Here is a 22,641-nt window from a genome sequence, read left to right on the forward strand (position 1 = left end):
AGCCGGTTCAGCCGGGCTCCGCCTGAAGCGCCAGCGCCGCATCGGGTCCGGCCAGAATCTCCACCAGCCGGGCGAATTCGATCCGGTTCAGCCCGGCCGGAGTCGCCGCCAGCCGGGTGATCTGCGCGACGGCGTCGCGCAGGCTGCGGTCGAAGGCCAGTTCCTGGCCCAGCCGGCGACCGGCGGCTTCCAGCCGGCGCAGGTCGCGCGCCGCCCCCTCCAGCATCGCCACCACCGAATCCTCCGCGCGCGGCCCGGCGGCGACGCGCGCCAGCGGCACCAGCAGCGTTTCCACCAGCGCCGCCGCGAAGCGTGCGTGGCAGGCCTGCCCGGTGTCGCGGCGCAGGATGGCGGCGTGGCGCTGGCGCTGGTCCCGCACCAGCGCATTGGCGGTGTGCTCCAGATCCGCCAGGCGACGGGCCAGCAGCCCCGCCGTCTGCGCCATCTCGTCGGGGGATGTGGCGGCGGCGACCGCCGCGGCGTCGTCAGCCAGCATGCTGGCCAAGGCGCGCTCCGCCACCGGATGGATCTGCGCCGACAGGCTGGTGGCGAGCGTGGCGATCTGCCCGGGCGCCAGGGCGGCGCGCAGCAGCAGCGTCAGCCCGGCCGATAGCGGCGCGGCGCCATCCGCCACCAGCGGGGCGAGCGCCGCCCTTGCCAGCGCCAGCGCCTCCATCGCGCCGGCCGAGGCGGCGGTCCGCGCCTGCCACAGCGGCACCGCCTGGCGCCAGACGGCGGCGCAGAGGGCCAGGATCGGCAGGGCGGCCGATTCCGGCAGCCCGGCGGCAACCCAGCCGCGCGGCACCTGCGGCGTCGCCACCATGCTCGCCGCAGGCCATAGCCGCGCGCCGAGCGCGGCGACGACGGCATGATCGGTCAGGCTGTGGCCGACGGTGCCGGCCTCCACCTGCTCCGCCAGGTCCGGCAAGGCGCCGCTGACCAGCGCGGCGATCGGGGTGATGGCGCTGCGCGGCACCAGGTTCGAGCCGGGCCGCCAGCCGGCTGCCGGCACCAGCGCCGCCTCCAGCGGCAGGAACAACAGCCGCGGCAGGCGGAGCGGGCGGGGCGGCTGCAGGCGCCGCAGCCGCGGGCGCACGCTGTTCAGAACCTCGTCGATCATGCTGCGATCGGCCAGGCCGTCCAGCATGGCGACCACCCGGCCCACCGCGTGGTCCGGCGCCTGCTGCAGCGCGAGGCGAAGCTGGCGCGCCTGGCCGCCGAGCAGGTTCATGGTGCCAGGGCCCTCAACGCTTCGTTCCGCTGCGCCAGATCCACCAGCCCGCCGCAGCTCCAGGCCGGGCCGGGGGCGACCATGCGGCGGGCGCGCAGCAGCGTGTCCCATTCCGCCCGCGGGCCGGGCCAGCTTTCCGCCTCCAGCGGCGGCACCGGCAGCACGGATACCAGCTCCGCCAGCACCCCGCCGCGCCCGGCCGCGCCGGCGGCGGCCCATAGCGCGCCGACCATGGTCCAGCCATCCAGCAGCCAGTCGGCCCGCGAGGCCAAATCTGCCAGCAGGGGCAGCACATCCCCCTGGCGCACCTCGCCGCGCGCCAGCCTGGCTGGCAGTTCCGCCACCGTGCGCCACAGCGCCTGCAGCGATGCATCCGCGACCAGCAGCGTCATCCGCGCCGCGCCCAGCGCGATGGCGGCGCCGCGCCGTTCCTGCGGTGTCTGCGCCATCTGGCTCCAGGCGGCGATGCTGGCGCAGAAGGCTTCCAGTGCGACGATGGCCTGGGGAATGGCGGCGGAGGGACTACGCTCCGAAAGCTGCCCCGGCCCGGTGCCGGCCTGCGCCAGGACCGCCACCATCGGCGCCAGCAGGTCGGCCGCATCCGGCGCCAGAGGCAGGAAGCGCGCGGCCAGCACGTCGCGCAGCCCATCGCGCACCGCCTCCTGCTGCCGCAGCGCCGCCTTGGCCGCGGCCTGGGCGGGGCGCCCGGCATAGCCGAGCCGCGCCACCTCCCGCGCCGCGGCCCGCACCAAGGCGGGCGTCGGCCGTTCCTGAGTCGCGATGCGGTCCCAGAGCTGGCGATCATGCAGCGAGGGCGCGCAATGCAGCAGGCAGGCATTCCAGCCCATGACATAGACGCCCCGCCCGCCCAGCGCCGGCAGCAGCATCTCGGCCGGCCCGGAGGAACCGCGCCGCAGCCGCGCACCGGACAGCATAGGCGCCGTGAAGGGCATGGCGCAGCCACGCTCCGCGAAACTGGCCTGGCGTTCCGGCAGGCTGGCCGCGAAGCCCTTGATCGTGTCTTGCATACAGTCTGGCATCTGGAGGCCAGGGTGGGGCAGCGCGATAAAGGAAGTGTTCGCGCAGGTGGAAAATCGGTGGCCCGGCTGCCTTCAGGAGTCGCGCTGGCGCAGCCGCAGGCGTGGTTCCTCCGACATGTCCAGGCCGCGCTCATCCCAGGCGTAATGCGCCATCATCACCAGCTTCGCCGCATAATAGTCCTGCGCCTCGGCCACGCGCGGCAGAGCCTCGTGCCGTCCCCAGCCGGCCTGCGACGCCATGGCGAGCTGTGCCACGGCCTGGATGCCGGCGGTGGCGGCATAGGGGGCGACGGCTCCGGTGTTCAGGTCCGCCCAGGCCGGCATCTGGCGCCAGCGCGGATCGCCCCAGAAATCGGCGCAGGCGCGCAGGGCCGGCTCCCGCAGATGTCCGCCCCAGACCAGGTGCAGCGGCACCCGCACCGCATCCCAGGAGAACCGCGGCGGCCAGGGGCTGGCGGGAGACGGGCTGCCGCCACCCCGCGGCAGGCGCAGCCAGTCCGGCGGCAGCCCCCAGCGGCCGAACCGCCCACCCCGAAGCAGGCGCAGCCCGGCCTGGCGCAGCGCGTCCCAGCCCGGATCGGGGAAGGCCCCGTCCAGCGCCCGTATCGCGCCGAACAGCCAGTAGGACGGGTTGAGCACGACATGGTCGGCATGGACGAAGCCATGCGCGCCCGGCAGCAGCAGCCGTTCGGAACCGATGGACAGGGTGCAGATGCGGAGCAGGTCCCGGCCGATGCTGCCGGCGAGGCTTCGGTGCTCCGGCACGCCCCAGCGCTCATGCCCCAGCAGCAGGCCCCAGGCGATCAGCAGGTCGCCGTCGCTGGCATTGTTCGGATCATCGACCGGCAGGGCGGCGCCGGGCGTGTAGCGCCAGGCATGCAGCGCATCCCCGGGCCGTCGCAGCGCGCCACGCGTCCAGACGAGGATCCGCTCGAAGCTCGCCCGGTCGTTGTGCCGCGCGGCGAAAATCAGCCCGGTGCCCTGTCCCTCGCTGTGCGAGACGCCGCGATTGGCGGAATCGATGATGCGGCCATCGTCGCGGATCCAGCGGCGGCGAAAGGTGACCCAGTCCAGCTGGTCGCGTTCCGCCTTCAGTCGCGCACCCGCCGCGGGCGGCAGGGAGGCCCGTACCGGCCGCCCGGTTTCCTGGGCATCCCCGTGGCTTGAAGCTCCGAGCCCGACCAGGAGACCAGCCCAGGCCCGGCGGCCATACGCTGCGGTGGGACGCGACAGGGTTGTACCGCAATCGGTCACCCTCGTTCCTTCGATCACTTTCGCATGATAGCGGCGATGCCTCCGGCGGCAAACCCCATTCCAATAGGCGCATGCTTCGCCCGCGGACATCTATTCCATTTCTAACAAATCTTAATTCATCTGAAACGTTTCGACGTGATGATATGTGGATCATTCTGCTGAATGATCTGATGAATGACCTTCGCCCCACGTAGCAGGCTCCCCCCAGCTGCGACTCCTCTGGTCCTCGCATTCGTGATCCTGCTCGGCGATGCCGCGCTGGCCACCACGAAGGACCAGATGCTGCCGACGCTGCCGCTACCGCCAATGACGGTGAGCGAGGCGCTGGCCGCGATGCCGGCGCTGCAACCGGCCGGGCAATTGCCGCTGCCGGGCGGCCTGACCCTGCACCTGGCCTTGCCCCAGGGCGACCATTGCAGCCCGCAGGCCGCTTGGCTGCTCTGCCCCGGCCTGCGCCTCGCAAGCCGCGGTGCCGGCGGCGATGCGCCCGTGGTGGCGGCATGGCACACCAGCCTGCCGCAGCCGCCGCTGGCCCTCGCCACGCTGCGCCAGGCAGCGCTGGATCGCTACGGCCCGCCTGCGCGGGAGGAACGGGTGGTGGAGCGGCGACGCGGCCTGGACCTGGTGCAGCACCGCATGGGCTGGACCCTCACCGGGCATCACGCGCCGCTGTGGCTGGAGGCTGTGTTCGTGCTGCAGGAAACCGAGGCGCAGGAAGGGCCGGCACCGCTGGTGCAGCGTATCGGCTGGTCCGCCACGCCGGAGGCGGCGGCCCAGGATTGAGCGGCGCCACGGCACGGAAGCGCGTGCGCTGCCGCCCGGCAGCTTCAGGCGGCGGCGCGGTCCAGATGCGGGCGCATCTGCCGGAACAGCACCTCCACCTCCGCCCGCTGCGCATGCGCGGTGCCGGACTGCGCCACTGTGGCCCCACCCGCCGCGCTGCCCCAGGCGAAGGCGTCCTCGGCCGAGGCGCCACGGGCCAGCGCCAGGGTCATCGCGGCGACGAAACTGTCCCCCGCCCCGGCGGCGCCGCGCACCGGTACATCCGGCGCCGGCAGCCGCCAGACCCGCTGCGCGCTGGCCAGCACCGCGCCGCGATGGCCGAGCGTCACCGCCACCAGCCGCGCCGCGCCGGACCGCGCCAGATCCAGCGCCGCCGCTTCCTGGTCTGCCGATTCCGGCAGCTTGCGGCCGACCAGCGCCTCGAATTCGCCCAGGCTCGGCTTGATGAGATCCAGCCCGCCAGCCGCCACCGCGGCCCGCATCGGCGCGCCGGAACTGTCCACCACCACGCGCTGGCCGCGGGCGCGGGCTTGGGCTGCCGCGATGGCGAAGAAATCCTCCGGCATGCCGCGCGGCAGGCTGCCGCTGAGCACCAGCCATTCGCCGCCGGCCTCCGCCAGCGCCGCGAGCGCGGCGCGCCACTCGGCCTCCGCCACCTCCGGCCCTTCCGGCACGAAGCGGTATTCCAGGCCGCTGGAGAGATCCTGCACGATCTGGCTGATGCGCGTGCGGCCGGCGATTTCCACCGTCCGGCGCGGCACGCCCTCCGCGTCGATCAATTCCTCGATCAGGCGGCCGGTGACGCCGCCGGCCAGCACGACGGCCAGCGCCGCCCCGCCCAATTCCCGCACCACGCGCGCGACATTCACGCCACCGCCGCCAGGGTCGAAGCGTTCGTTCCTGGTGCGGATCTTCCGAACCGGGCGCACCGCCTCCGCCTCGCAGGCCAGGTCGACGGAGGGGTTGGCGGTGAGGGTGACGATCAGGGGGTCGCTGGACATGGGCGCGAGCCTGCCAGAACAGCGCCCGGCGCGCGAGGGTGGGACCTCATCCGGGCCAGGCCGCCACCGCCGCCAGCGTCAGCGCGCCGCCCAGCGCCACCACAAGCGTCGCGGCGGGCAAGGTGCGGCGCAGCACCTCCCCCTCCCGCCCCGCAAGGCCGACGGTGGCGCCGCCGGCCACGATATTGTGCGGGCAGATGATGTTGCCGATCGCCGCGCCAAAGCCCTGCGCCGCCAGCAGTGGCAGCACCGGCAGCGACAGCGCCGCGGCGGTGGCGAGCTGGAAATCGGTCAGCAGGATGTTCGATGCGGTGGCGGAGCCTGTGACGAAGGTGCCGAGCGCCCCGGTCGCCGCTGCGAAAACCGGCCAGCCCGCGCCGGCCAGTCCCGCCGCGGCCTGCGCCAGCGCGGCGATCATCCCGGAATGCACCATCAGCCGCGCCAGGCCGAGCATCAGCAGCAGCGCCAGCAGCACGGCCGGCAGCCGGACCAGCGCCCGGGCTGCGGCGCCGCCCAGTTCCGACAGGCGGCGACGCCGCCACAAGGCGGCCAGCAGCAGGCTGGCCATCAGCAGCGTGCCCGGGTGGTACAGCGGCGCGACACTGCCGCCGAAGGCGCCCTCGGCCAGCGACCAGTCGAGCGTGGCGCCGGCCAGGGCCTGGCGCAGCGGCGGCAGCAGCCTGGTCGCCAGGATCAGACCGAGCAGAAGCAGGTAGGGCAGCACCGCAGCCAGCATCTCCCGGCGCGTCGGCCCCGGCTCCGGCGCCGGGCGGCGCGACCTCGGCTCCGGCGCCGGGCGGCGCCTCGGCAGGGCGGCGGCGAAGGCGAGCCCGCCGATCAGCGCGCCGCCCAGCGTCGGCAGTTCGGGCCCGACCCAGAGCGCGATGGCCGTGAAGGGCAGCAGGAAGGCGAAGGCCGCGCCCAGCGCCAGGCGCAGGCTCGCCGCGCCTGCCATGTGGCGCAGCGCCAGCGCCATGGCCCAGCCGCAGGCCGCATGCAGCAGCGCGGTGGCACCGGACAGCGCCAGCGGATCCAGGCCGCTGGCCGCCACCTGCGGCACCACGGGCGTGCCGACCGCGCCGAAGGACACGCCCACCGCATGCCCGACCAGCGCCATCGCCACCGCCTGCGCCGGCGGAAAGCCCAGCCCGACGAGGATCGGCGCCGCCAGCACCACCGGCGTGCCGAAGCCGGCCGCGCCCTCCGCGAACAAGGCGAAGAACCAGGCGACCAGCAGCGCCGTGACGCCACGGTCCGCCGATAGCCGCAGCAGCGCGCGCCGCAGCGCCTCGGTGCCGCCATTCGCCTGTTGCCATTCGTGCAGCATCAGTGCGGGGGCGACCACCCAGATGATGGTGAGGGCGGAAAAGCCCGCCTCCGCCGCGACGCCCGCCAATGCGCCGCCAAGCCCGCCGGCCGCCGCGGGCCCCTGCCAGCCGAAGACCAGCAGCGCCACCGGCAGGGCCGCGGCGCCGCCCGCCAGCCCGGCCGCCACCGCCCCCCAGCCGAGCCCGGCCATCAGCAGCACGACAAGACCGATCGGCAGCAGTGCGGCGGCGGCCTGAAACGCGCTCACCAGGCGACTGCCCCCATATAATCCGGTGTCGCGCGTAACATCCGCAAGATGTTCCTCATGCAACCAGCCTGGCCCGGCTGGCGCTGGACCTCAATCGAACCACCGCGACTTGCCGACACACCCGTCACTCATACCGTATGAGCAATCTTGTCCGACCCAAGGCTGCCCGGAATTTCGCGATCAAACATTGATTTTTATCAATGTACAGACCCTCCCCTCAGGTCAGACTTGTGCGGGAAACCCAGGCGAGGAACATCATGCCCACGGCGTCACCCCCACAACGGGCCCTGCCCCGCACCATCCTGCTGGCCACCGACCTCAGCAGCCGCTGCGACCGCGCGCAGGATCGTGCCATCCTGCTGGCCAAGGGCTGGGCTGCCCGGCTTTGCATCCTGCACGTGATGCCCGTCGAGGAACCGGCGGACCTTCCCTCCTGGCGCCGCGACCGATCCGGCGCCGCGGCCCGCGCCGAACAGCAGATCCGCGCCGACCTGGAGGGCTGCGGCACCGAATGCGACGTGATGCTGGCGCGCGGCGAGGCGGCGGAGACCATCCTCGCCCAGGCCGAGGCGATGGATGCCGGGCTGCTCGTCACCGGCGTGGCACGGGACGATATGCTGGGCCGCGCCACGCTCGGCGCCATCGTGGACAGGCTGGTCAGCCACGCGCCGATGCCGGTGCTGGTGGTGAAGGGCCGGCCGCGCGGCGCCTATGGCGAGATCCTGGTGGCAACGGATTTCTCCGAATCCTCGCGGCAGGCATTGCAGGCGGCGCTGCACTTGTTCCCGGCGGCACGGATCACGCTGTTCCATGCCTTCCAGGTGCCCTTCGAGGGCTTCATCAGCCGCGACGCCAACATGCAGGAGATGCGCGACCAGGCGGCGGCGGAACTGGACGACTTCCTGCGGCATGTGCAGGGTCCGGCGGATTGGCGCGACCGGGTGACGCCGCTGCTGGAATACGGCCAGGCCGGCGCGCTGATTTGCGACTATGTGCAGGCGCGGGGCATACCGCTCGTGGTGATCGGCACCCAGGGGCGCAGCGGCCTTGCCAGCTTCCTGGTCGGCAGTACCGCCAAGCGCCTGCTGGCCGCGCTGCCCTGCGATACCATGACCCTGCGCCAACACGGCTGAACCAGCCCTTGCCGGAGACACCCATGCAGATCGTCGTGTTCAGCGCCAAGCCCTATGATCGGCAGTTCCTCGATGCCGCCAACGCGGCCGCCGGGTCGCCGCACCGCATCACCTATCTGGAGGCGCGCCTGTCACCGGAAACCGCGCCACTGGCGGCAGGGGCGCAGGCGGTCTGCGCCTTCGTCAATGACCAGGCCGATGCCGCGGTGCTGGAGCAATTCGCCCGCGGCGGCGTGAAGATCCTGGCGCTGCGTTCCGCCGGCTTCAACAATGTGGACCTGGTGGCGGCGCAGCGGCTCGGCATCACCGTGGCGCGGGTGCCGGCCTATTCGCCGGAATCGGTGGCGGAGCACACGGTGGCGATGATGCTGTCGCTGAACCGCCGCATCCACCGGGCCTATCACCGGGTGCGGGAGGGTAATTTCGCGCTCGATGGGCTGCTCGGCTTCGACATGTTCGGCCGCACCGCAGGCATCATCGGCACCGGGCGCATCGGCCTGGCGGTGGCGCGCATTCTTGCCGGCTTCGGCTGCCGGCTGCTGGCCTACGACCCCTACCCCGCCGCGGAAGGCGCCGCGCTGGGGCTGGAATATGTCGGCGTGGAGGATCTGCTGGCGCGGTCGGACATCATCACGCTGCATTGCCCGCTGACGCCGGCGACGCATCATCTGATCGACGCCGCGGCGATCGCGCGCATGCGGCGCGGCGCCATGCTGGTGAACACCAGCCGCGGCGCCATCGTCGATACACGCGCCGTCATCGCCGGGTTGAAATCCGGCGCCATCGGCCTGCTTGGCCTGGATGTGTATGAGGAGGAAGGCGACCTGTTCTTCGAGGATCTGTCCGGTCAGATGCTGCAGGACGACATCTTCGCCCGGCTGCTGACCTTCCCCAACGTGCTGGTCACCGCGCACCAGGCCTTCTTCACGCATGAGGCGCTGACCGCGATCGCGGAGACCACCATCGGCAACATCAGTGCCTTCGCCGAAACCGGCAGGGCGTTGCACGCCGTCTCGACCGAGAAGCTGGCCTGAGCGGTCTTAGACCTTGGCCGCGCTGCGCCGTGCGTCCTCGATCCAGGCCTCGACATTGAGCAGCCGGCTGATGTCGCCGAGCGCGTGGCGCAGCGCGGCGGGGTCGGCGGTCGCCAGATCCTCGAAGCGCGCATAGCCGACCATCCGCAGCCGGGCGAGCATCCCCGGGCCGAGCGCGGTGACGGGGGGCGATGGGGCCGGGTCTTCGGCGTCGGGCGCCACGGAATCTGGCGCGATCGGAGCGGAGAGCTCCGCCTCGGGCTGCATCTCCGCTTCGGCCAGTACTTCCGGCTCGGAATCCTGCTCCGTCGGCACGGCGTCATGGGTCGCCGCGGCCTCGTCCTGCACCAGCGCCAGCGTCACCACCGGCTCCGCCTCGGCGGGAAGATCGCTGACCAGCGCGGAGAAAATGCTCTCCGCCACGTCAGTCGCGAGCGTCGTTGCCTCCGCTTCCGGCAACGGCGAATCGGCGCTGGCCGCCTGCGGGACGGGCACCGGTTCCGGCATTGGTTCCGGTATTGGTTCCGGCACGGTCTCTGGCGCCATCTCGGGCACCGGCTCCGCCACGTTCGCCGCGTGGCGCACCGGTCGCCAACGTGGCGGACGGGTGGCGGCGTCCAGCGATGCCTGCCGGCGTTCCGCCTGCAATGCTGCCCGGCCGGATTGCAGGGCGGCACGCAGGGCGGTGCGCTGGCTGCCGCGCGCGGCACGCGAAGCGGCAACCAGGATTTCGCCCGGCGGCGGCGTGGGCGCGTCACTCATGCGGGCATCCTTGCGCCAGGGGGTGGGGCGGCAAAGGGGACGGGACGGCCGGACGGGTGCATTCCCGTCCGGCCGGTCAGCTAGCCAGTCAGGCCGCCGCGAGCGACGGGTCGCTGGTCAGGCCAACCGCTTCCGCATACTTCAGATAGGTCTCGACGGAGGCGATGACCGCGCGGATCTCGATGGCGATCAGCTCGATGCCGACCAGCGAGATGCGGACGAAGGCATCGACAACGATGCCCTTGTCGAGGATGCGGTCGATGACCTCCGCGAGGGAGGAAGACGCCAGGCTCTTGTTGATGTTCATGGGCTCACGCCCTCCTGTCTTGCGGTGTCATCCCGAGCTCATCCCGGAACGGCGGAGACCATGCCGGCAGCGGGAAATCCTTCGCCGCCTGATGCCGTGCTGGCCGCCTCGATTGTCGCCGGAAGCACTTAAGGAAGCCCTTCCGGAACGAAGCATTCCTGCGTCAGCCGGCGCTGAGCTGATGCAGGAAGGACGCCAGCACCGCGCGGTACTGCGATTCCGCCTCCGCGATGCGGTATTTCAGCGCGGCCGCATGCACCATCAGCTCGGCCGGGGCCAGGCTGGGGTCGGCCGGATCGAAATCCGCCTGCACGTCGCCGCGCGCGTCATAGCCCTCGAAGAACTGCAACGCTTCCTCCACGCTGTCGGCGACGCAGACATGGAACTGGTCCTTGGCGCCCTGCGCCTTGCTGAACACGCGGATATCGGCGACGAAATGGCCGTCTTCCGTCTGGTACAGGTTCAGCTCATGCCACAGCGGCGTGCCGACGCGGTAGCCGTTGCCGAAGCCGACATGCCGGCCCGAGAAGGAAACCGGCCGGCTTCCCGACTTCCGCAGCATGAAGGTGGAAGTCGCGCCACGCACCGGCGTGCGCGCCTCCGCCGCCATGGCCAGCGGTGGACGTTCGCTGAGCTGTTCGAGCGCGTTGACAACGTTCATCGGAGATCTCCTTGGGGGTTGCGATGGCCGAAGCAGGTGGAAAGCACCTCGCGCCAGGATTGCCGCAGGCGTTGCGCGCAGGCCGCCGCCGCCTGGTGGCGTGCCGGCTCCGCCAGCCCCTCCGCCGCCGCGTACAGCGCCTCGACAGGCAGGTCGTGCAGCGGGTCGTGCGCGTGCAGGAAGGCGAGCGCCACGTCCGGCCCGTCGCACGCCTCGGCATAGTCGCGCGACACGGATCGATCCTCCCGCAGCGCGTGGCGGATGGCGATGACGAGATGGCGCGTGACCGATTCATGCACCGTCACATCGCTCCACACCGGAAGCGTCGGCTCCCGCGCCGAGACCTGCAGCAGCAGGCGGCCGTGGAAGCCGAGCGGCCGGCGGCCGTGCCGGGGCAGCGACAGGAAGGCCGGCTGTTCCGCCTGGAGCGAGCCCAGGCCGGGCGCCAGGGGCAAGGTGACCGCCTGCTGCATCATAGCCGCGTCCTGACGCGATCAGAGCCGCTTGATGAAGATCCAGATGCCCTCGTCGATCGAGGTGGACTTCATGTGCACGCGGACCTTGGCCGGGCTCATCTTGTAGTCGAAGGCGTATTCGAACATCGTGTTCAGGCTTCCCTGCGACACGCCCTGCTGGAAGCGCCCCTGGAACTGGTGGCCCTTGGTGCAGGGCGCCACGTCGTTGAAGAAGTTCTTGCCGATGACCTCGCCCGCCGGGCGGGACGACAGCGCGCTTTCCTGCGCGTTGTACTTCATCACCCGCCCGATGCGGTCCACCAGGATGGCGCCGAAGGGCAGGCGGTCGAGCCGCGTCGGGTCCTGCGAGACCAGGTTCTCGACATGGTCGGCGCCGAATTTGATGAGTTCCATGCTTGGCTTTCCTGTTCGATAGGACTGGGTCTGGTCGCCGCGCCTGGTTCAGGCCGGCAGGGCGAAGCGGTACAGCAGCTCGCCGAGCAGGCCGCGCCACTGGCGCGTCACGGCATCCGCCTTCTGGCGCAGCGCGGCCGCCATCAGCGCGATGTCCACCGTGCTGATGCGGCGATCGGAAGCGTCGAATTCCGGGGCGAGATCCGCGGTCGGATCGAATTGTTCCAGCCAGGACAGCGCATCCTCCATGGTCTTGAAGATCTCTGCGTGGTGGATGTCGGTCTCGCCGCTGGATTTTTTCAGCATCCGCACGGCGAGCGCGCAGTCGCCATCCGCGGTGCGGTACAGCGCCACCTCGTGCCAGGCCGGAATGCTGGGGGCCCAGGATGTCGCCTCGGCCAGCATCACCCCGCGCATCCGCAGCGGCTTGCCGCCGGAGACGCGCAGCGTGATGTCCGAAGGCTCCACCGGCTGCGGCAGCGGCGCGGCCGGCAGGGGGGACGACGCGCTGACTCCCGGCAGGCCGGGCAGGCTGAAGGCAACCGAGACCATCCTGATCTCCCTGGCGCCGCGCCATCGGCAAGCCGAGGCGACGAGCGCAGTGGCTCGAACGAAACCCGCCCTGATCGTGGACGAGACATGCAGAGGCCCGCGCAGTGCGGTGCCACGAATGTGATCCTGCGCCGGCCGGGTAAAGCGGCGGTAAAGAGCCGACATGATTCCCGCACCGCGCGGAACGGCGACGCCGCAAGGATTCCTTCAGGATTTCCTGCTTCGCTCGGCTTTCCAAACGGGGAAGCCGCCATGCCGACCACGCTGCCTGTTGCTGCATTGTCAGATGCCGCGCTGCTCCGCCTGCTGCGTTCGCTGCTGCCACAGGAACTGGGCGGCGCCGGCGGCCGCGCGATCACGCCCGCCAAGGCCGCCGTGTGGCCCGCGGAGCTGTCGCTCGGCGCCGAGGGGCTGGGCCTGGACAGCCTGGAACTGGTGACCTGCGCCGCCGCGGTGAACGAGCTGTTCCGCCTGCACGAAAGCGGCGTGGAGGACTACCTGCTGGCCGAGCGCCGCCTGGACGCCTGGTGCCACATCATCCGCGCGGGCATGCAGGACGGCACCACCGGCATCACCTTCCGCACCTCCGGCAGCAGCGGTGCGCCGCGCCGCTTCACGCATGCGCACGCCGCGCTGGCGGCGGAAGCCGCGCATTGGGCCGGCATCTTCGCCGACCGTCGTCGCATCATCCAGCTCGTCCCCGCACACCACATCTACGGCTTCCTGTTCACCATCCTGCTGCCGGAGGCGCTGGGCGTGCCGGTGGTGGATGGCCGCGCGCTGTCGCCGGGCCGCCTGGCGCGGCTGCTGCGCGGCGATGACCTGCTGGTGGGCTTCCCCGCCGGCTGGACGCCCATGCTGCGCAGCCTGGACCGGCTGCCGGACGGCATCCGCGCCACCAGCAGCACCGCGCCCCTGCCCGCCGCCACACACCACGCGCTGCGCGAGGCCGGTGCCGCGCAGGTGGTGGAGGTGTACGGATCTTCCGAGACCGCCGGCCTCGCCGCGCGCAGCGTACCCGAGGCGCCCTTCGCCCTGCTGCCGCGCTGGCGCCCCGGCCAGGCAGGCGAGGCCGCCTCCGTCATCGAGGTCGCGACCGGCGCGGAGATCGCCCTGCCCGATCGCTGCGAATGGCTCGGCGGCGGCACGCTGCGCCTGCTCGGCCGCAAGGACGACGCGGTGCAGGTCGGTGGCGTCAACGTCTATCCGGCACGGGTCGCGGCACGGCTGGCGGCGCATCCGCTGGTGTCGGATGCCGCTGTGCGTCTGGATGCAACGCTGCCGGAGCCGCGGCTGAAGGCTTTCGTCACGCTGCACACGCCGCGCGAACGCGCTGGCGCGCATGCGGCGCTGGAGGCCTGGTGCCGCGAGAACCTGCCGGCCGCGGAGCGCCCGGTCAGCATCGAGCTGGGAGGCCGGCTGCCGCGCAACGCGCTGGGAAAGCTTTCAGACTGGGCATCGGCCGGGACTTCAGGCGCGGCTTCGGCCGCCGCGCCTCACTGAGCAGCCGCCGCCGTCACGCCGCCTTCTGCCGCAGCAGCAGGCGGCGGATCGCGGCGGCCAGTTCCGCCTCCTCCGTCGCCTGGGCGAAGATGAAGACCAGCCGCGCCTCGCTATCCACGCCGGCCATCTTCACGCGCTGTGCCGGCAGCCCCGGCAGGTCCAGCATCGCTTCCGACCCGGCCGGCATCAGCGGCGCCGGCGTGAAGCGCGCGCCGTGGTCGGAGATGTCCTTCAGTCGCCCCTCCAGCGTCTCGCCATTCAGGATCAGCCGCGCCGGCAGATCCACCGCATGGCGCGGCTCCCGCCGCCGATCGGTTTCGCTCAGCCCGCTGCGGGCCAGGCCGATGATGCGGCTCTGCAGTGTCGACAGGCAGGCGGAGACCTGGCCGGAGGCGCCGTGGATCATGCCGACGGACATGCGGTTGTCGTCGATTTCCTGCACCGCGGCGGCAACGCGGCGGCTGGCGCCGGTGGCGGCTTCGGAGGCGTCGCGCACCGCGCTCGCCACTTCCTCCACCACGCTCGACTGGTCCTGCAGCATCTCGGCGATGCGGCCGGTGATGGTATCCAGCGCACCCATGCCGGCATGCACGCTGTCCATCGCATGCAGGGCATTGGCCGCGCCGGCCTGCACGCTGGCCAACCGTTCCGCAATCTCGGTGGAGGCCTTGGCGGTCTGCGCCGCCAGCGTCTTCACCTCGCCGGCGACCACGGCGAAGCCTTTGCCGGCCTCCCCCGCCCGCGCCGCCTCGATCGTCGCGTTCAGCGCCAGCAGGTTGGTCTGCCGCGCGATCAGGCCGATCATTCGCGTCACGTCGTCGATCTCATCCGCCTGGCGCCGCAGATCATCGAAGGTGGTGCGCGCGGCGTCGGAGGCGGTGACCACCTGGCGCGTCGTCTGCGCAGCCAGCGCCATCTGGCTGCTGCTCTCGCGGATCGCCTCGACGATGCGCGCGGTGCCGGCCGCCGCCTCGTCCGACCCGGCGGCGGAGCGCTCGGTCTCGCCCTGCGCCGCGGCGGCCTCGTGCGAGGCACGCACGGTCGCGCGTTCCAGCGTATCCGCAATCTCCTCCAGCTCGCGCGCCGAGGTGTTGATCTCATCCACCGCGGCATCGGTCTCGCGCTCGATGGCCTCGGCCATGTTGCGGATTGCGTCGGCCTTGCCGTCATCCTCGCGCAGGTCGCGGTCCAGCCGGTCCTGGCGCAGCGCCAGCATATCCGCCGCCAGCAGGGGGATGGCGGCGCAGCACGCCGTCGCGCGCCGCAGGCCGGCGCCCGGCTGCGCGGGCGATGCGCCCACTTCCTCCAGCGCCGCCAGCGCGGCGTCCATGGCGGTGTCGAGCTGGCGCCTGCCGCGCAGCAGCGCGGCCAGCAGCAGCCCCGCCAGCAGCGACAGCGGAAGGCCCGCGAGCAGCGCCGGCAGCGCCAGTCCCGGCATGGCCACGGCGACAGCCAGCGCGGCACCCGCCAGCGCGGCGGCGGCCGCCAGCAAGGGCGGCGCCGCAGCGGAATCGGTGGCACGCCCGGGGAAGCGTGGCAGGCGAGCCGCAGGGGCTGCAATTGATGGGCGTCGCGACATGCCGAGCTCTCCTCCGTCGTGCGGCGCTTCGCAGCCCCACCGACGGCCAAGCCTGCGACGGCTCGGGCGAAGAAGCGGTAAACGCCCCGCAGATTTTCGCGATGCACACGACCCTGCGCTTCACCGCTGATTCACCAAGCCGCTGCTAGCCTCGCTGCTAGACGCCCAGGACGGGTGTCGGCGCCCGGGCGCAATCCCGGCCCGGCCAGGATGCCCGGCAATTGGATTTCGGTTCCCGCAGCATCCGTTCCGCCGGCCTCGGCAGCGGCAGCATCGAGGTGACGCTGCCCAGCCGCCTGCGCGAGCTGACCGGCCTGCCCTGCCGCATCACGCTGCGCGACGGGCTGCGGCCAGAGATCGTGCTGGTACCGGACCTGCGCGCCGCGCGGCAGGCGCTGCAATCCCTGTGGACACGCCTTGCCGCGGCGCTGGACCTGCCGCAGGGGGCCCTGCCGCTGGCCGAGACCGGCATCGCGCTGCGGCCGGATGCCGCGCCGACGCGGCTGTCCTGGACCGACGGGCTGTTGCTGGCCGCGCCGCCGCCACATGCGCCGGAAGCCACGGCACGCCTGCTGCGGGCGATGGGCGTACCGGCCGCCACGCAGGCCGGCGTCTCGGCGGAACTCGGCGAAGCCTGCGCCGCCGCCTTCGCCTTCGCCGCCACCGGCCTGGTGCCCTGCCCCGAGGACCAGGAGGCCTGCGACATCGCCGCGGCCGCGCTGGCCGGCGCCGGGCTGGCCCCGGTGCAGGGCGCCGAGGATGCCGGCTGCGATGCCTTCTGGGCCGCCGCCACGCCGCCGCTGCGCCGGCTGCGCGACCTGCACCTGGACCTTGCCGCCACGCCCAGCCGCCACGCCGCGCTGCGGCGCGCCTGGCGGCAGGGTGTTGCCCTTGAACTCACCGGAGACTGACCGCGCATGGCCCACCCCCCCACCTCCACCGCGCAGGCAGCCCTGGACAATGCGCTGCGCCTGCAACCGGGCCCCGAGCATGTCCGCACGGCGGAGCTGGACGCGATCCATGGACGCGCGCTGGCCTATCTGAATGTCGGCTACCCGGTGCATTTCCGCGGCCCGGCCGGCAGCGGCAAGACCAAGCTGGCGCTGTCCCTGGCGCAGGAACTGGCGCGGCCGGTGCTGCTGCTGGTGGGTGACGACACCTTCGACACACGCAGCCTGATCGGCGGCGATACCGGCACGCGCACCCGCCGCGTGGTGGACCGCTACATCACCAGCGTGATGAAGATGGAATCGGAAACCGCCCCGGTCTGGCTGGACCGCGCGCTCACCATCGCCTGCACCGAAGGCTGCACGCTGGTCTACGACGAATTCAACCGTGCACCCGCCTCCGCCAACAACGTGCTGCTGACGGTGCTGGAGGAACGCATCCTCGTGTTGCCGAAATCCGGCCGCGGGGAGACGGCGGTGCGGGTGCACCCGGAGTTCCGCGCCATCTTCACCTCCAACCCCGAGGATCATGCCGGCACCCATGCGGCGCAGGATGCGCTGATCGACCGCATGGTGACGATCGATGTCGAAAGCTTCGACCGCGACACGGAAATCGCCATCACGGTGGCGCGTTCCGGGCTGGCGGAGGTGGATGCTGCGCGGATCGTGGACATGGTGCGGGATTTCCGCCGGTCGCGCGAATGGGTGCAGCGGCCGACTCTGCGCGCCTCCATCATGATCGCCCGCATGGCGCAGCGGCTGGAGCTGCGCGTGGCGGCGGATGAACCGCGCTTCGTGCAGCTCTGCCTGGACCTGCTGGCCAGCCGCGCCAAGCCAGGCCCGAACGGCGTGCCGGACCCGCGCCAGCGGCAGATGCTGGCGCGGCTGATCGAGCATTTCTGCGGCGCGGAGGCGGCGACCTCGCTACGCCCCGCGCGCGCCGGGATCGCGGCGTGATGCGCGCCGCACCCGGCACCATCCCGCCACGCCGCTCGCGCCTGGGCCGCGGCGGGGACCGCGTGACGCTCGAGTCAGTGGCGGCGGAGTTTGCTTTGCTGGCGCAGCGCCGCGCGCGGCTGCAACGGCAACTCGACCTGCTTGGCCGGCAGGCGGATGCGGCACGCGGCAACCTCTCGCGCGTCGAACTGCGGCTGGTCGCGCTGTCCGGCCGCATGACGCTGCCGGCTTCGCGCGGCACGGCGCCACCGTCGGAAAATCCGCCCCCTGCCGCTTCCCCCGCGCGGCCGCGTGCCGCCGCGCGCGGCGCGCTTCTCGAATACTGAAGGATTCGTCCCATGGACCTCACCGCGATCGTCGCCCAGACCAAGCGCCAGATGGCCGCCATCACCGGCCTCGCGCCCGAGACCGTCGCCCGTTTCGACCGCGAGGAGGAAGGCTGGTGCATCGCCATCGACATGGTGGAGCACCGCGCCATCCCCCGCACCAACGACCTGCTGGCCAGCTTCGAGGTGAAGCTTGACGAGCAGGGGAATGTTCTGCGCTGGAAGCGCACCGGCCGCTTTCTGCGCAGCCAGGGCGGCGAGACGGGCTGAGGCGATGACCCTGCAGCACAGCGTCGCCGGATCGGGCCTGGCCGACATCCTGGAGAGAATCCTCGACAAGGGCATCGTGGTCGCCGGCGACATCTCCGTCAGCCTGGTGGGGGTGGAGCTGCTGACCATCCGCCTGCGGCTGGTCATCGCCTCCGTCGACCGGGCGCTGGAGATGGGGATCCGGTGGTGGGAGGCGGATGCGGGCCTGACCGGCAAGACGGATACGCTGCAGGCCGAGAATGCTGCGCTGGTGCAGCGCGTCGCCGCGCTGGAACAGGCGCTGGAGATTCGCCGATGAGGCCGCCGCGCCACCCGCCCTCCGTCGCCCGCCGCATGGCGGATGCGGACCGTCCGCCGCAGGCCGCGACCAGCCTCGGCGGCATCTTCGAGGGGCTGCAGAAGCTGACGGAGACCTTGCAGGGCCTGTCGCAGAAGGCGGGCGGCGAGGAAGGCCGCGTGGTCTTCGGCTATTCCATCCGCACCGCGGGCGGCGAGACCCGGGCCGAGCCCTTTGGCCATGTGCCGCCCGCAGCCGCGGAGGCGAGGCCGGCGCCGCGCCAGCCCATCGTCGATGTCTTCGAGGAAGCGGAGGCGATCCGCGTGATTGCCGAGATGCCGGGTGTCGGCGCCGCCGATTTCGCGGCGCGGGTGGAAGACGGCGAGCTGGTGCTGGAAGCCGCGGATGGCCGCTGGCACAAGCGCGTGCCGCTGCCAGGCGCGGTGGATGCGGCCGGCATGACCGTCGCCGCGCGGCACGGCATCATCGAAATCGGGCTGCCGCGCACTAGGCCCGTCGCATGAGCGGGCTGTATGTCTTCGGCGTGGTGCAGGCAGATGCGCTGGCCGATGCCAGCGCCTTCGGCCCCGGCCTCGGTGGCGCGCAGCTGCGCCTGCTGCCGGGCGAACAGGGGCTGGCCGCACTGGTGGCCGATGCGCCGGCGGAGCCGCCGGAAGCCACGCGCCGCAACATGCTGGGCCACACGGCCGTACTGGAACGCGCCATCGCGGCGGCGGATGTGCTGCCGGTGCGCTTCGCCACCGTGGCACCGGATGCCACGCGGCTGGCCGGCTGCCTGGATCGCAACGCGGCCGCCTTCCGCGTGGCGCTCGCCGCCATCGCCGGGCGCATCGAACTGGGCGTGAAGGCGAGCTGGCAGGAAGGCGTGGCGGTCCGCGACATCCTGGCCGCCGATGCAGGGCTGCGCGCACTGCGCGACCGGCTGCAGAACCGGCCGGCGACGCAGACCTATCAGGAACGCATCGAACTTGGCCGCCGTGTGGAAGCCGCCATGAACACGATGCGCGACCGCGACGCGGCGATGCTGGCGGCGCGCCTGGACCCGCTGGCGGAACGCTGCATCACGCTGAAGCCGGTGGATGACAGCATGGTGCTGAACCGCGCCTTCCTGGTGCGGCGCGACCGCGAGACCGAATTCGACGCGGCGATGCGCGAGCTGGGCGAGGCACAGGGCGCACGGATGAGCTTCCGCTACATCGGCCCCGTGCCGCCCTACAACTTCGTCACGCTGCGCGCCGATTGGCTGGGGGAGGCCGCGTAGCATGGGGCTGTTCAAACTGCTCACCCTGCCCGTCTCCCTGCCGCTGGGCGGCATCGAATGGCTGGCGCGGCGCGTCGACCAGGCGGTGGATGCGCAATGGAACGACCCCAAGCGCATCGAAGCTGCGCTGATCGCGCTGGAGCGGCGGCTGGAGGCCGGCGAGATCGACGAGGATGCCTTCGAGGCCGCGGAAGCCGACCTGCTGCGCGAATTGCGCGAAATGCGCGCCCGCCTGGCGCCGCCGCCGCCATGAAGCTGCTGGTGGATCCGGCGCGGGCGGAGGAAGCCGGCCGCGGCATTGCCAGGCTGGATGCTGCGGATATGGCCGCGCTCGGCCTGGTGCCCGGCGCGCTGGTGGCGCTGACCGGCGCCCGTACCACCCATGCCCGCGCCTTGCCGCACCGCCCCGGCACGCGCGCCCCCGGCCGCATCGCGCTGGATGGCGCGACGCGTGGCAATGCGGGGCTGGGCCTGGGCGATGCGGTGCAGGCCGCGGCGGCGCCGGAGGCGGCGCAGGCCGTGCAGATCACCCTGGCCGGCCAGGCGGTAAATGAGGCGCTGCTGCGCCGCGCGCTGGATGGCGTGCCGCTCTGCGCCGGGGAATCCTTCCGGCTGGCGCTGATGGGTGGCGGCGACCTTCCGCTGCGTGTCGTGGCGCTGGACCCGCCCGGCCCGGCGATGCTGTCGCCCGCCACGCGCATAATGCGGGAGAAGGCGGCGCCGGCTCCTCGCGCCGGCCTGCGCTACGAGGAAATCGGCGGCCTGGCCCGCGTGCTGGAGCGGGTGCGGGAGGTGGTGGAGCTGCCGCTGCGCCACCCCGCCGCCTTCGCCGCACTCGGCATCACCCCGCCGCGCGGCGTGCTGCTTTCCGGCCCGCCCGGCACCGGCAAGACGCTGATCGCACGCGCGGTGGCCACGGAGACGGGCGCGCATTTCATTGCCATCAACGGGCCGGAGATCGTGGACCGATTCTACGGCGCCTCCGAACAGCAATTGCGGAAGCTGTTCGAGGAGGCGCAGCAGCGCGCGCCCGCCATCATCTTCATCGACGAGCTGGACGCGATCGCGCCGAAGCGGGATGCGCTCTCGGGCGAGAAGCAGGTGGAACGCCGCATCGTCGCGCAGCTTCTCACCCTGATGGACGGGCTGGCGGGACGCGGGGAGGTGGTGGTGCTCGCCGCCACCAACCTGCCGGACAGCCTGGACCCCGCCTTGCGCCGCCCCGGCCGCTTCGACCGCGAGATCCGCATCACGCCGCCGGACCGCGAAGGCCGGCGGGAGATTCTCGCCGTGCACAGCCGGCCGATGCCGCTCGCCGCCGATGTGGACCTCGATGCGCTGGCGGAGGCGACGCCCGGCCATGTGGGCGCCGACCTGGCAGCCCTGTGCCGGGAGGCCGCGATGGCGGCGCTGCGCCGGGCGGGCGCGCTGGACCCGGACGGGCTGGCGCTGGCCGTGGAGGGCCTGGTGGTGACGGCGGCCGATTTCGCCGAGGCGCGGCGCGTGGTCACCCCCTCCGCGCTGCGCGAAAGCTTCGTCGAGATCCCCAATGTGCGCTGGGCGGAGGTCGCCGGCATCGAGCCGGTGCGGGAAGCGCTGCGCCGCGCCGTGGAATGGCCGCTGCGGCGGCCCGAGGCTTTTTCCCGTCTTGGCCTGCGGGCGCCGCGCGGCGTGCTGCTGCATGGCGCGCCGGGCACCGGCAAGACGCTGGCCGCCAAGGCGCTGGCGACCGAAGCCGGCGCCGCCTTCATCGCCATCCGCGCGGCGGAGATGCTGAGCGAATGGCAGGGCGCCAGCGAAAAGGCGCTGCGCGAGGCCTTCGCCCGCGCCCGCGCCGCCACGCCCTGCATCCTGTTCTTTGACGAGATCGACGCCATCGCCGGCCGCCGTGGCGGTGGGGAGGGCGCGACCATCGAACGGATGGTGGCGCAGCTTCTGGTGGAGATGGACGGCATCGCAGATCCGCCCGGCGTGGTGGTGCTCGGCGCCACCAACCGGCTGGACCGGCTGGACCCGGCACTGCTGCGGCCCGGTCGCTTCGACCTGCTGGTGGCGATGCCGCTGCCCGATGCCGAAGCGCGCCGCGCCATCCTGGATGTACATGCCGGGCGCATGCCGCTTTCCGCCGATGTGGATTGCGCGGCGCTGGCGGCGGCGACCGAAGGCTTCGTCGGCGCCGACCTCGCCGGGTTGTGCCGGCGCGCGGCGCTGGAGGCCCTGGCACGCGCCGGGGAAGGACAGGATCCGGACGCCGTCTCGGCGGCCGATTTCGCTCTCGCGCTGACCGCGCAAAAGGAAGCCAGATCATGGACAAGCCCCTGAGGTTCCTGGGTGCCGCCCCGGCAGAGGGCGCCGCGACCCTGGCGGCAAGGCTGGGGCCGGATGTGCAGGTGATGCAGCTGGGGGCGGTGGCCGCGCTGCTGCAGCCGGGCGATGCGCCGCTGCGCCGCCTGTTCATCAAGCGCGACCGCGCCGCGCTGCTGCGGCAGTTGAAGACGGTGCAGACGCGGCTGGAGACCGCCTGCCAGGCAGGCCCCTTCCTCGCCTGCGACCCCGGCGCCGCCACCTGCCCACAGGCCGAGCTGCGCACGCTGCTGGAAGCGGCGGCGGAGGATATGGCGGCGGCGCTGGCCCGCTTCGGCCGGCGTCACCAATGGGATGTGATCCTGCGCTGGGCGCCGGAGGCCATCCTGCGCGAACACCGCATGGCCATGGTGGCCAGCGGCGCCGGCATGGCGGTCGCCATCAAGGACGTCCTGGCGCGGGAGGTGGCGCAGCGCACGGAAGCCTTGCGCCGGGTGCTGGCACCGCAGGTCATCGCCATCGCGGAGCAGGCGCCCTGCGCCGGGGATGGCGAGGCCGGCGCCACCGTCATCATCCGCGCCGGCGCCGATGCCGCGATCGAGACGGCATTGTCGGCGCTGCCGGAATCCGCCACCCGCCATGCGAGCTGCGACCTGCGAGGCCCGCTGCCGCCGCTCGCGATCGGCGCGCTGCGCATCGCCCGCACCGAGCCCAAGGCGGTTGCCGCCGCCTGGGAATTGCTCGGCCTACCGGAGCGGCTGGAGCCGGCGGAACTCACCCGCCTGTGGCGCGGCCTGGCCGCGGCGCTGCACCCGGACCGGCAGGGCCCGCGCGCCGATGCCGCCGCGATGGCCGAGGCCAGCGCCGCCTACCGCCTGTTGCGGCAGGAGGTGGTGCGCCAGGGCGACGGGCCGCTGGACCGCACCGCCGTGCTGGCCCGCGCCGGGTCATACCTCGCCTTGCCCGATCCGCTTGCTGCGGAGGCCGCGTGAC

Annotated in this window: 26 protein-coding genes; 14 read left to right on the top strand and 12 right to left on the bottom strand. The window is 72.5% G+C overall.

The annotated features are described in order from the left end of the window. Positions 1–7 precede the first annotated feature (7 nt). From HB662_RS05505 to HB662_RS05515, 3 genes are all read right to left on the bottom strand, one after another. Complete coding sequence (locus HB662_RS05505; protein WP_168048052.1) at positions 8–1,231, bottom strand: hypothetical protein; 1,224 nt, start codon at positions 1,229–1,231, stop codon at positions 8–10. Continuing rightward, the gene (locus HB662_RS05510; protein ID WP_168048054.1) at positions 1,228–2,259 is read right to left on the bottom strand and encodes a hypothetical protein; all 1,032 of its coding nucleotides are present in this window, start codon (positions 2,257–2,259) and stop codon (positions 1,228–1,230) included. Before HB662_RS05510 ends, HB662_RS05505 begins: the two co-directional genes overlap by 4 nt. 84 nt (positions 2,260–2,343) lie before the next feature. Next, entirely contained in the window at positions 2,344–3,543 is a 1,200-nt protein-coding gene (locus tag HB662_RS05515; protein WP_168048056.1) for a glycosyl hydrolase family 8, read from the bottom strand. Between the two features lie 216 nt (positions 3,544–3,759). Between HB662_RS05515 and HB662_RS05520 the strand changes: the two genes are divergently transcribed. Continuing rightward, the gene (locus HB662_RS05520) at positions 3,760–4,308 is read left to right on the top strand and encodes a hypothetical protein (protein ID WP_168048058.1); all 549 of its coding nucleotides are present in this window, start codon (positions 3,760–3,762) and stop codon (positions 4,306–4,308) included. 44 nt (positions 4,309–4,352) lie between these two features. Here HB662_RS05520 and HB662_RS05525 read toward each other — a convergent pair whose 3' ends face one another. Continuing rightward, on the bottom strand, positions 4,353–5,309 hold the full coding sequence (locus HB662_RS05525; RefSeq protein ID WP_168048059.1) for a 1-phosphofructokinase family hexose kinase: 957 nt from the start codon (positions 5,307–5,309) through the stop codon (positions 4,353–4,355). 46 nt (positions 5,310–5,355) lie between these two features. Beyond that, entirely contained in the window at positions 5,356–6,885 is a 1,530-nt protein-coding gene (locus HB662_RS05530; RefSeq protein WP_342449452.1) for an L-lactate permease, read from the bottom strand. Between the two features lie 257 nt (positions 6,886–7,142). On the opposite strand from HB662_RS05530, the gene HB662_RS05535 reads away from it, so the two are divergent. Together HB662_RS05535 and HB662_RS05540 are read left to right on the top strand one after the other, a co-directional pair. Further along, the gene (locus tag HB662_RS05535; RefSeq protein ID WP_168048061.1) at positions 7,143–8,018 is read left to right on the top strand and encodes a universal stress protein; all 876 of its coding nucleotides are present in this window, start codon (positions 7,143–7,145) and stop codon (positions 8,016–8,018) included. A 23-nt stretch (positions 8,019–8,041) separates the two neighbouring features. Continuing rightward, positions 8,042–9,052, top strand: coding sequence for a 2-hydroxyacid dehydrogenase (locus tag HB662_RS05540; protein WP_168048063.1), 1,011 nt, complete (start codon positions 8,042–8,044; stop codon positions 9,050–9,052). A gap of 6 nt (positions 9,053–9,058) precedes the next feature. Here HB662_RS05540 and HB662_RS05545 read toward each other — a convergent pair whose 3' ends face one another. The 6 genes from HB662_RS05545 to HB662_RS05570 form a co-directional block, all read right to left on the bottom strand. Further along, positions 9,059–9,814: a hypothetical protein gene (locus HB662_RS05545; RefSeq protein ID WP_168048065.1), complete on the bottom strand. Its 756-nt coding sequence runs from the start codon at positions 9,812–9,814 to the stop codon at positions 9,059–9,061. Positions 9,815–9,902: 88 nt separating this feature from the next. Continuing rightward, positions 9,903–10,121 (bottom strand): gas vesicle structural protein GvpA, encoded by a 219-nt coding sequence (gene gvpA, locus HB662_RS05550; RefSeq protein ID WP_168048067.1) that lies wholly within the window; start codon positions 10,119–10,121, stop codon positions 9,903–9,905. A gap of 163 nt (positions 10,122–10,284) precedes the next feature. Then, the gene (locus HB662_RS05555; protein WP_168048069.1) at positions 10,285–10,782 is read right to left on the bottom strand and encodes a hypothetical protein; all 498 of its coding nucleotides are present in this window, start codon (positions 10,780–10,782) and stop codon (positions 10,285–10,287) included. After that, entirely contained in the window at positions 10,779–11,258 is a 480-nt protein-coding gene (locus HB662_RS05560) for a hypothetical protein (RefSeq protein WP_168048071.1), read from the bottom strand. The genes HB662_RS05555 and HB662_RS05560 overlap by 4 nt, the downstream gene beginning before the upstream one ends. 18 nt (positions 11,259–11,276) lie before the next feature. Beyond that, positions 11,277–11,651 carry a photoactive yellow protein gene (gene pyp / locus HB662_RS05565; protein ID WP_168048073.1) on the bottom strand — a complete coding sequence of 125 codons (375 nt, stop codon included), beginning with the start codon at positions 11,649–11,651 and terminating at the stop codon, positions 11,277–11,279. A 48-nt stretch (positions 11,652–11,699) separates the two neighbouring features. Beyond that, positions 11,700–12,203: a hypothetical protein gene (locus tag HB662_RS05570; protein WP_168048075.1), complete on the bottom strand. Its 504-nt coding sequence runs from the start codon at positions 12,201–12,203 to the stop codon at positions 11,700–11,702. A gap of 252 nt (positions 12,204–12,455) precedes the next feature. Here HB662_RS05570 and HB662_RS05575 point away from each other — a divergent pair, with 252 nt between their 5' ends. Next, positions 12,456–13,706 carry an AMP-binding protein gene (locus tag HB662_RS05575; RefSeq protein ID WP_168048077.1) on the top strand — a complete coding sequence of 417 codons (1,251 nt, stop codon included), beginning with the start codon at positions 12,456–12,458 and terminating at the stop codon, positions 13,704–13,706. Between the two features lie 13 nt (positions 13,707–13,719). Here the strand turns inward: HB662_RS05575 and HB662_RS05580 are convergent, their stop codons facing one another. After that, a complete protein-coding gene (locus HB662_RS05580) occupies positions 13,720–15,285 on the bottom strand; it encodes a methyl-accepting chemotaxis protein (RefSeq protein WP_168048079.1) in 1,566 nt (521 codons plus the stop codon). Between the two features lie 221 nt (positions 15,286–15,506). Here HB662_RS05580 and HB662_RS05585 point away from each other — a divergent pair, with 221 nt between their 5' ends. The 10 genes from HB662_RS05585 to HB662_RS05630 are packed head-to-tail and all read left to right on the top strand — an operon-like array spanning position 15,507 to position 22,640. After that, positions 15,507–16,196: a hypothetical protein gene (locus HB662_RS05585; RefSeq protein WP_168048081.1), complete on the top strand. Its 690-nt coding sequence runs from the start codon at positions 15,507–15,509 to the stop codon at positions 16,194–16,196. A 6-nt stretch (positions 16,197–16,202) separates the two neighbouring features. Further along, on the top strand, positions 16,203–17,189 hold the full coding sequence (gene gvpN / locus HB662_RS05590; RefSeq protein ID WP_168048083.1) for a gas vesicle protein GvpN: 987 nt from the start codon (positions 16,203–16,205) through the stop codon (positions 17,187–17,189). Beyond that, positions 17,189–17,515 (top strand): hypothetical protein, encoded by a 327-nt coding sequence (locus HB662_RS05595; RefSeq protein ID WP_168048085.1) that lies wholly within the window; start codon positions 17,189–17,191, stop codon positions 17,513–17,515. Before gvpN ends, HB662_RS05595 begins: the two co-directional genes overlap by 1 nt. Before the next feature lie 12 nt (positions 17,516–17,527). Next, positions 17,528–17,785 (top strand): gas vesicle protein GvpO, encoded by a 258-nt coding sequence (gvpO, locus tag HB662_RS05600; protein ID WP_168048087.1) that lies wholly within the window; start codon positions 17,528–17,530, stop codon positions 17,783–17,785. 4 nt (positions 17,786–17,789) lie between these two features. Next, positions 17,790–18,083: a gas vesicle protein GvpJ gene (gvpJ, locus tag HB662_RS05605; RefSeq protein WP_168048089.1), complete on the top strand. Its 294-nt coding sequence runs from the start codon at positions 17,790–17,792 to the stop codon at positions 18,081–18,083. After that, on the top strand, positions 18,080–18,586 hold the full coding sequence (locus HB662_RS05610) for an Hsp20/alpha crystallin family protein (protein WP_168048091.1): 507 nt from the start codon (positions 18,080–18,082) through the stop codon (positions 18,584–18,586). The genes gvpJ and HB662_RS05610 overlap by 4 nt, the downstream gene beginning before the upstream one ends. Next, a complete protein-coding gene (locus tag HB662_RS05615; protein ID WP_168048093.1) occupies positions 18,583–19,344 on the top strand; it encodes a GvpL/GvpF family gas vesicle protein in 762 nt (253 codons plus the stop codon). Before HB662_RS05610 ends, HB662_RS05615 begins: the two co-directional genes overlap by 4 nt. Position 19,345: 1 nt before the next feature. Beyond that, complete coding sequence (locus HB662_RS05620; RefSeq protein ID WP_168048095.1) at positions 19,346–19,597, top strand: gas vesicle protein GvpG; 252 nt, start codon at positions 19,346–19,348, stop codon at positions 19,595–19,597. Beyond that, positions 19,594–21,666: an AAA family ATPase gene (locus HB662_RS05625; protein ID WP_168048097.1), complete on the top strand. Its 2,073-nt coding sequence runs from the start codon at positions 19,594–19,596 to the stop codon at positions 21,664–21,666. Before HB662_RS05620 ends, HB662_RS05625 begins: the two co-directional genes overlap by 4 nt. Further along, positions 21,651–22,640, top strand: a complete 990-nt coding sequence (locus tag HB662_RS05630) for a GvpL/GvpF family gas vesicle protein (RefSeq protein ID WP_168048099.1) — start codon at positions 21,651–21,653, stop codon at positions 22,638–22,640. The genes HB662_RS05625 and HB662_RS05630 overlap by 16 nt, the downstream gene beginning before the upstream one ends. The last annotated feature ends 1 nt before the right edge of the window (position 22,641 follow it).

Origin of the sequence: Falsiroseomonas frigidaquae, assembly GCF_012163145.1 — a bacterium.
Classification (GTDB): domain Bacteria; phylum Pseudomonadota; class Alphaproteobacteria; order Acetobacterales; family Acetobacteraceae; genus Falsiroseomonas; species Falsiroseomonas frigidaquae.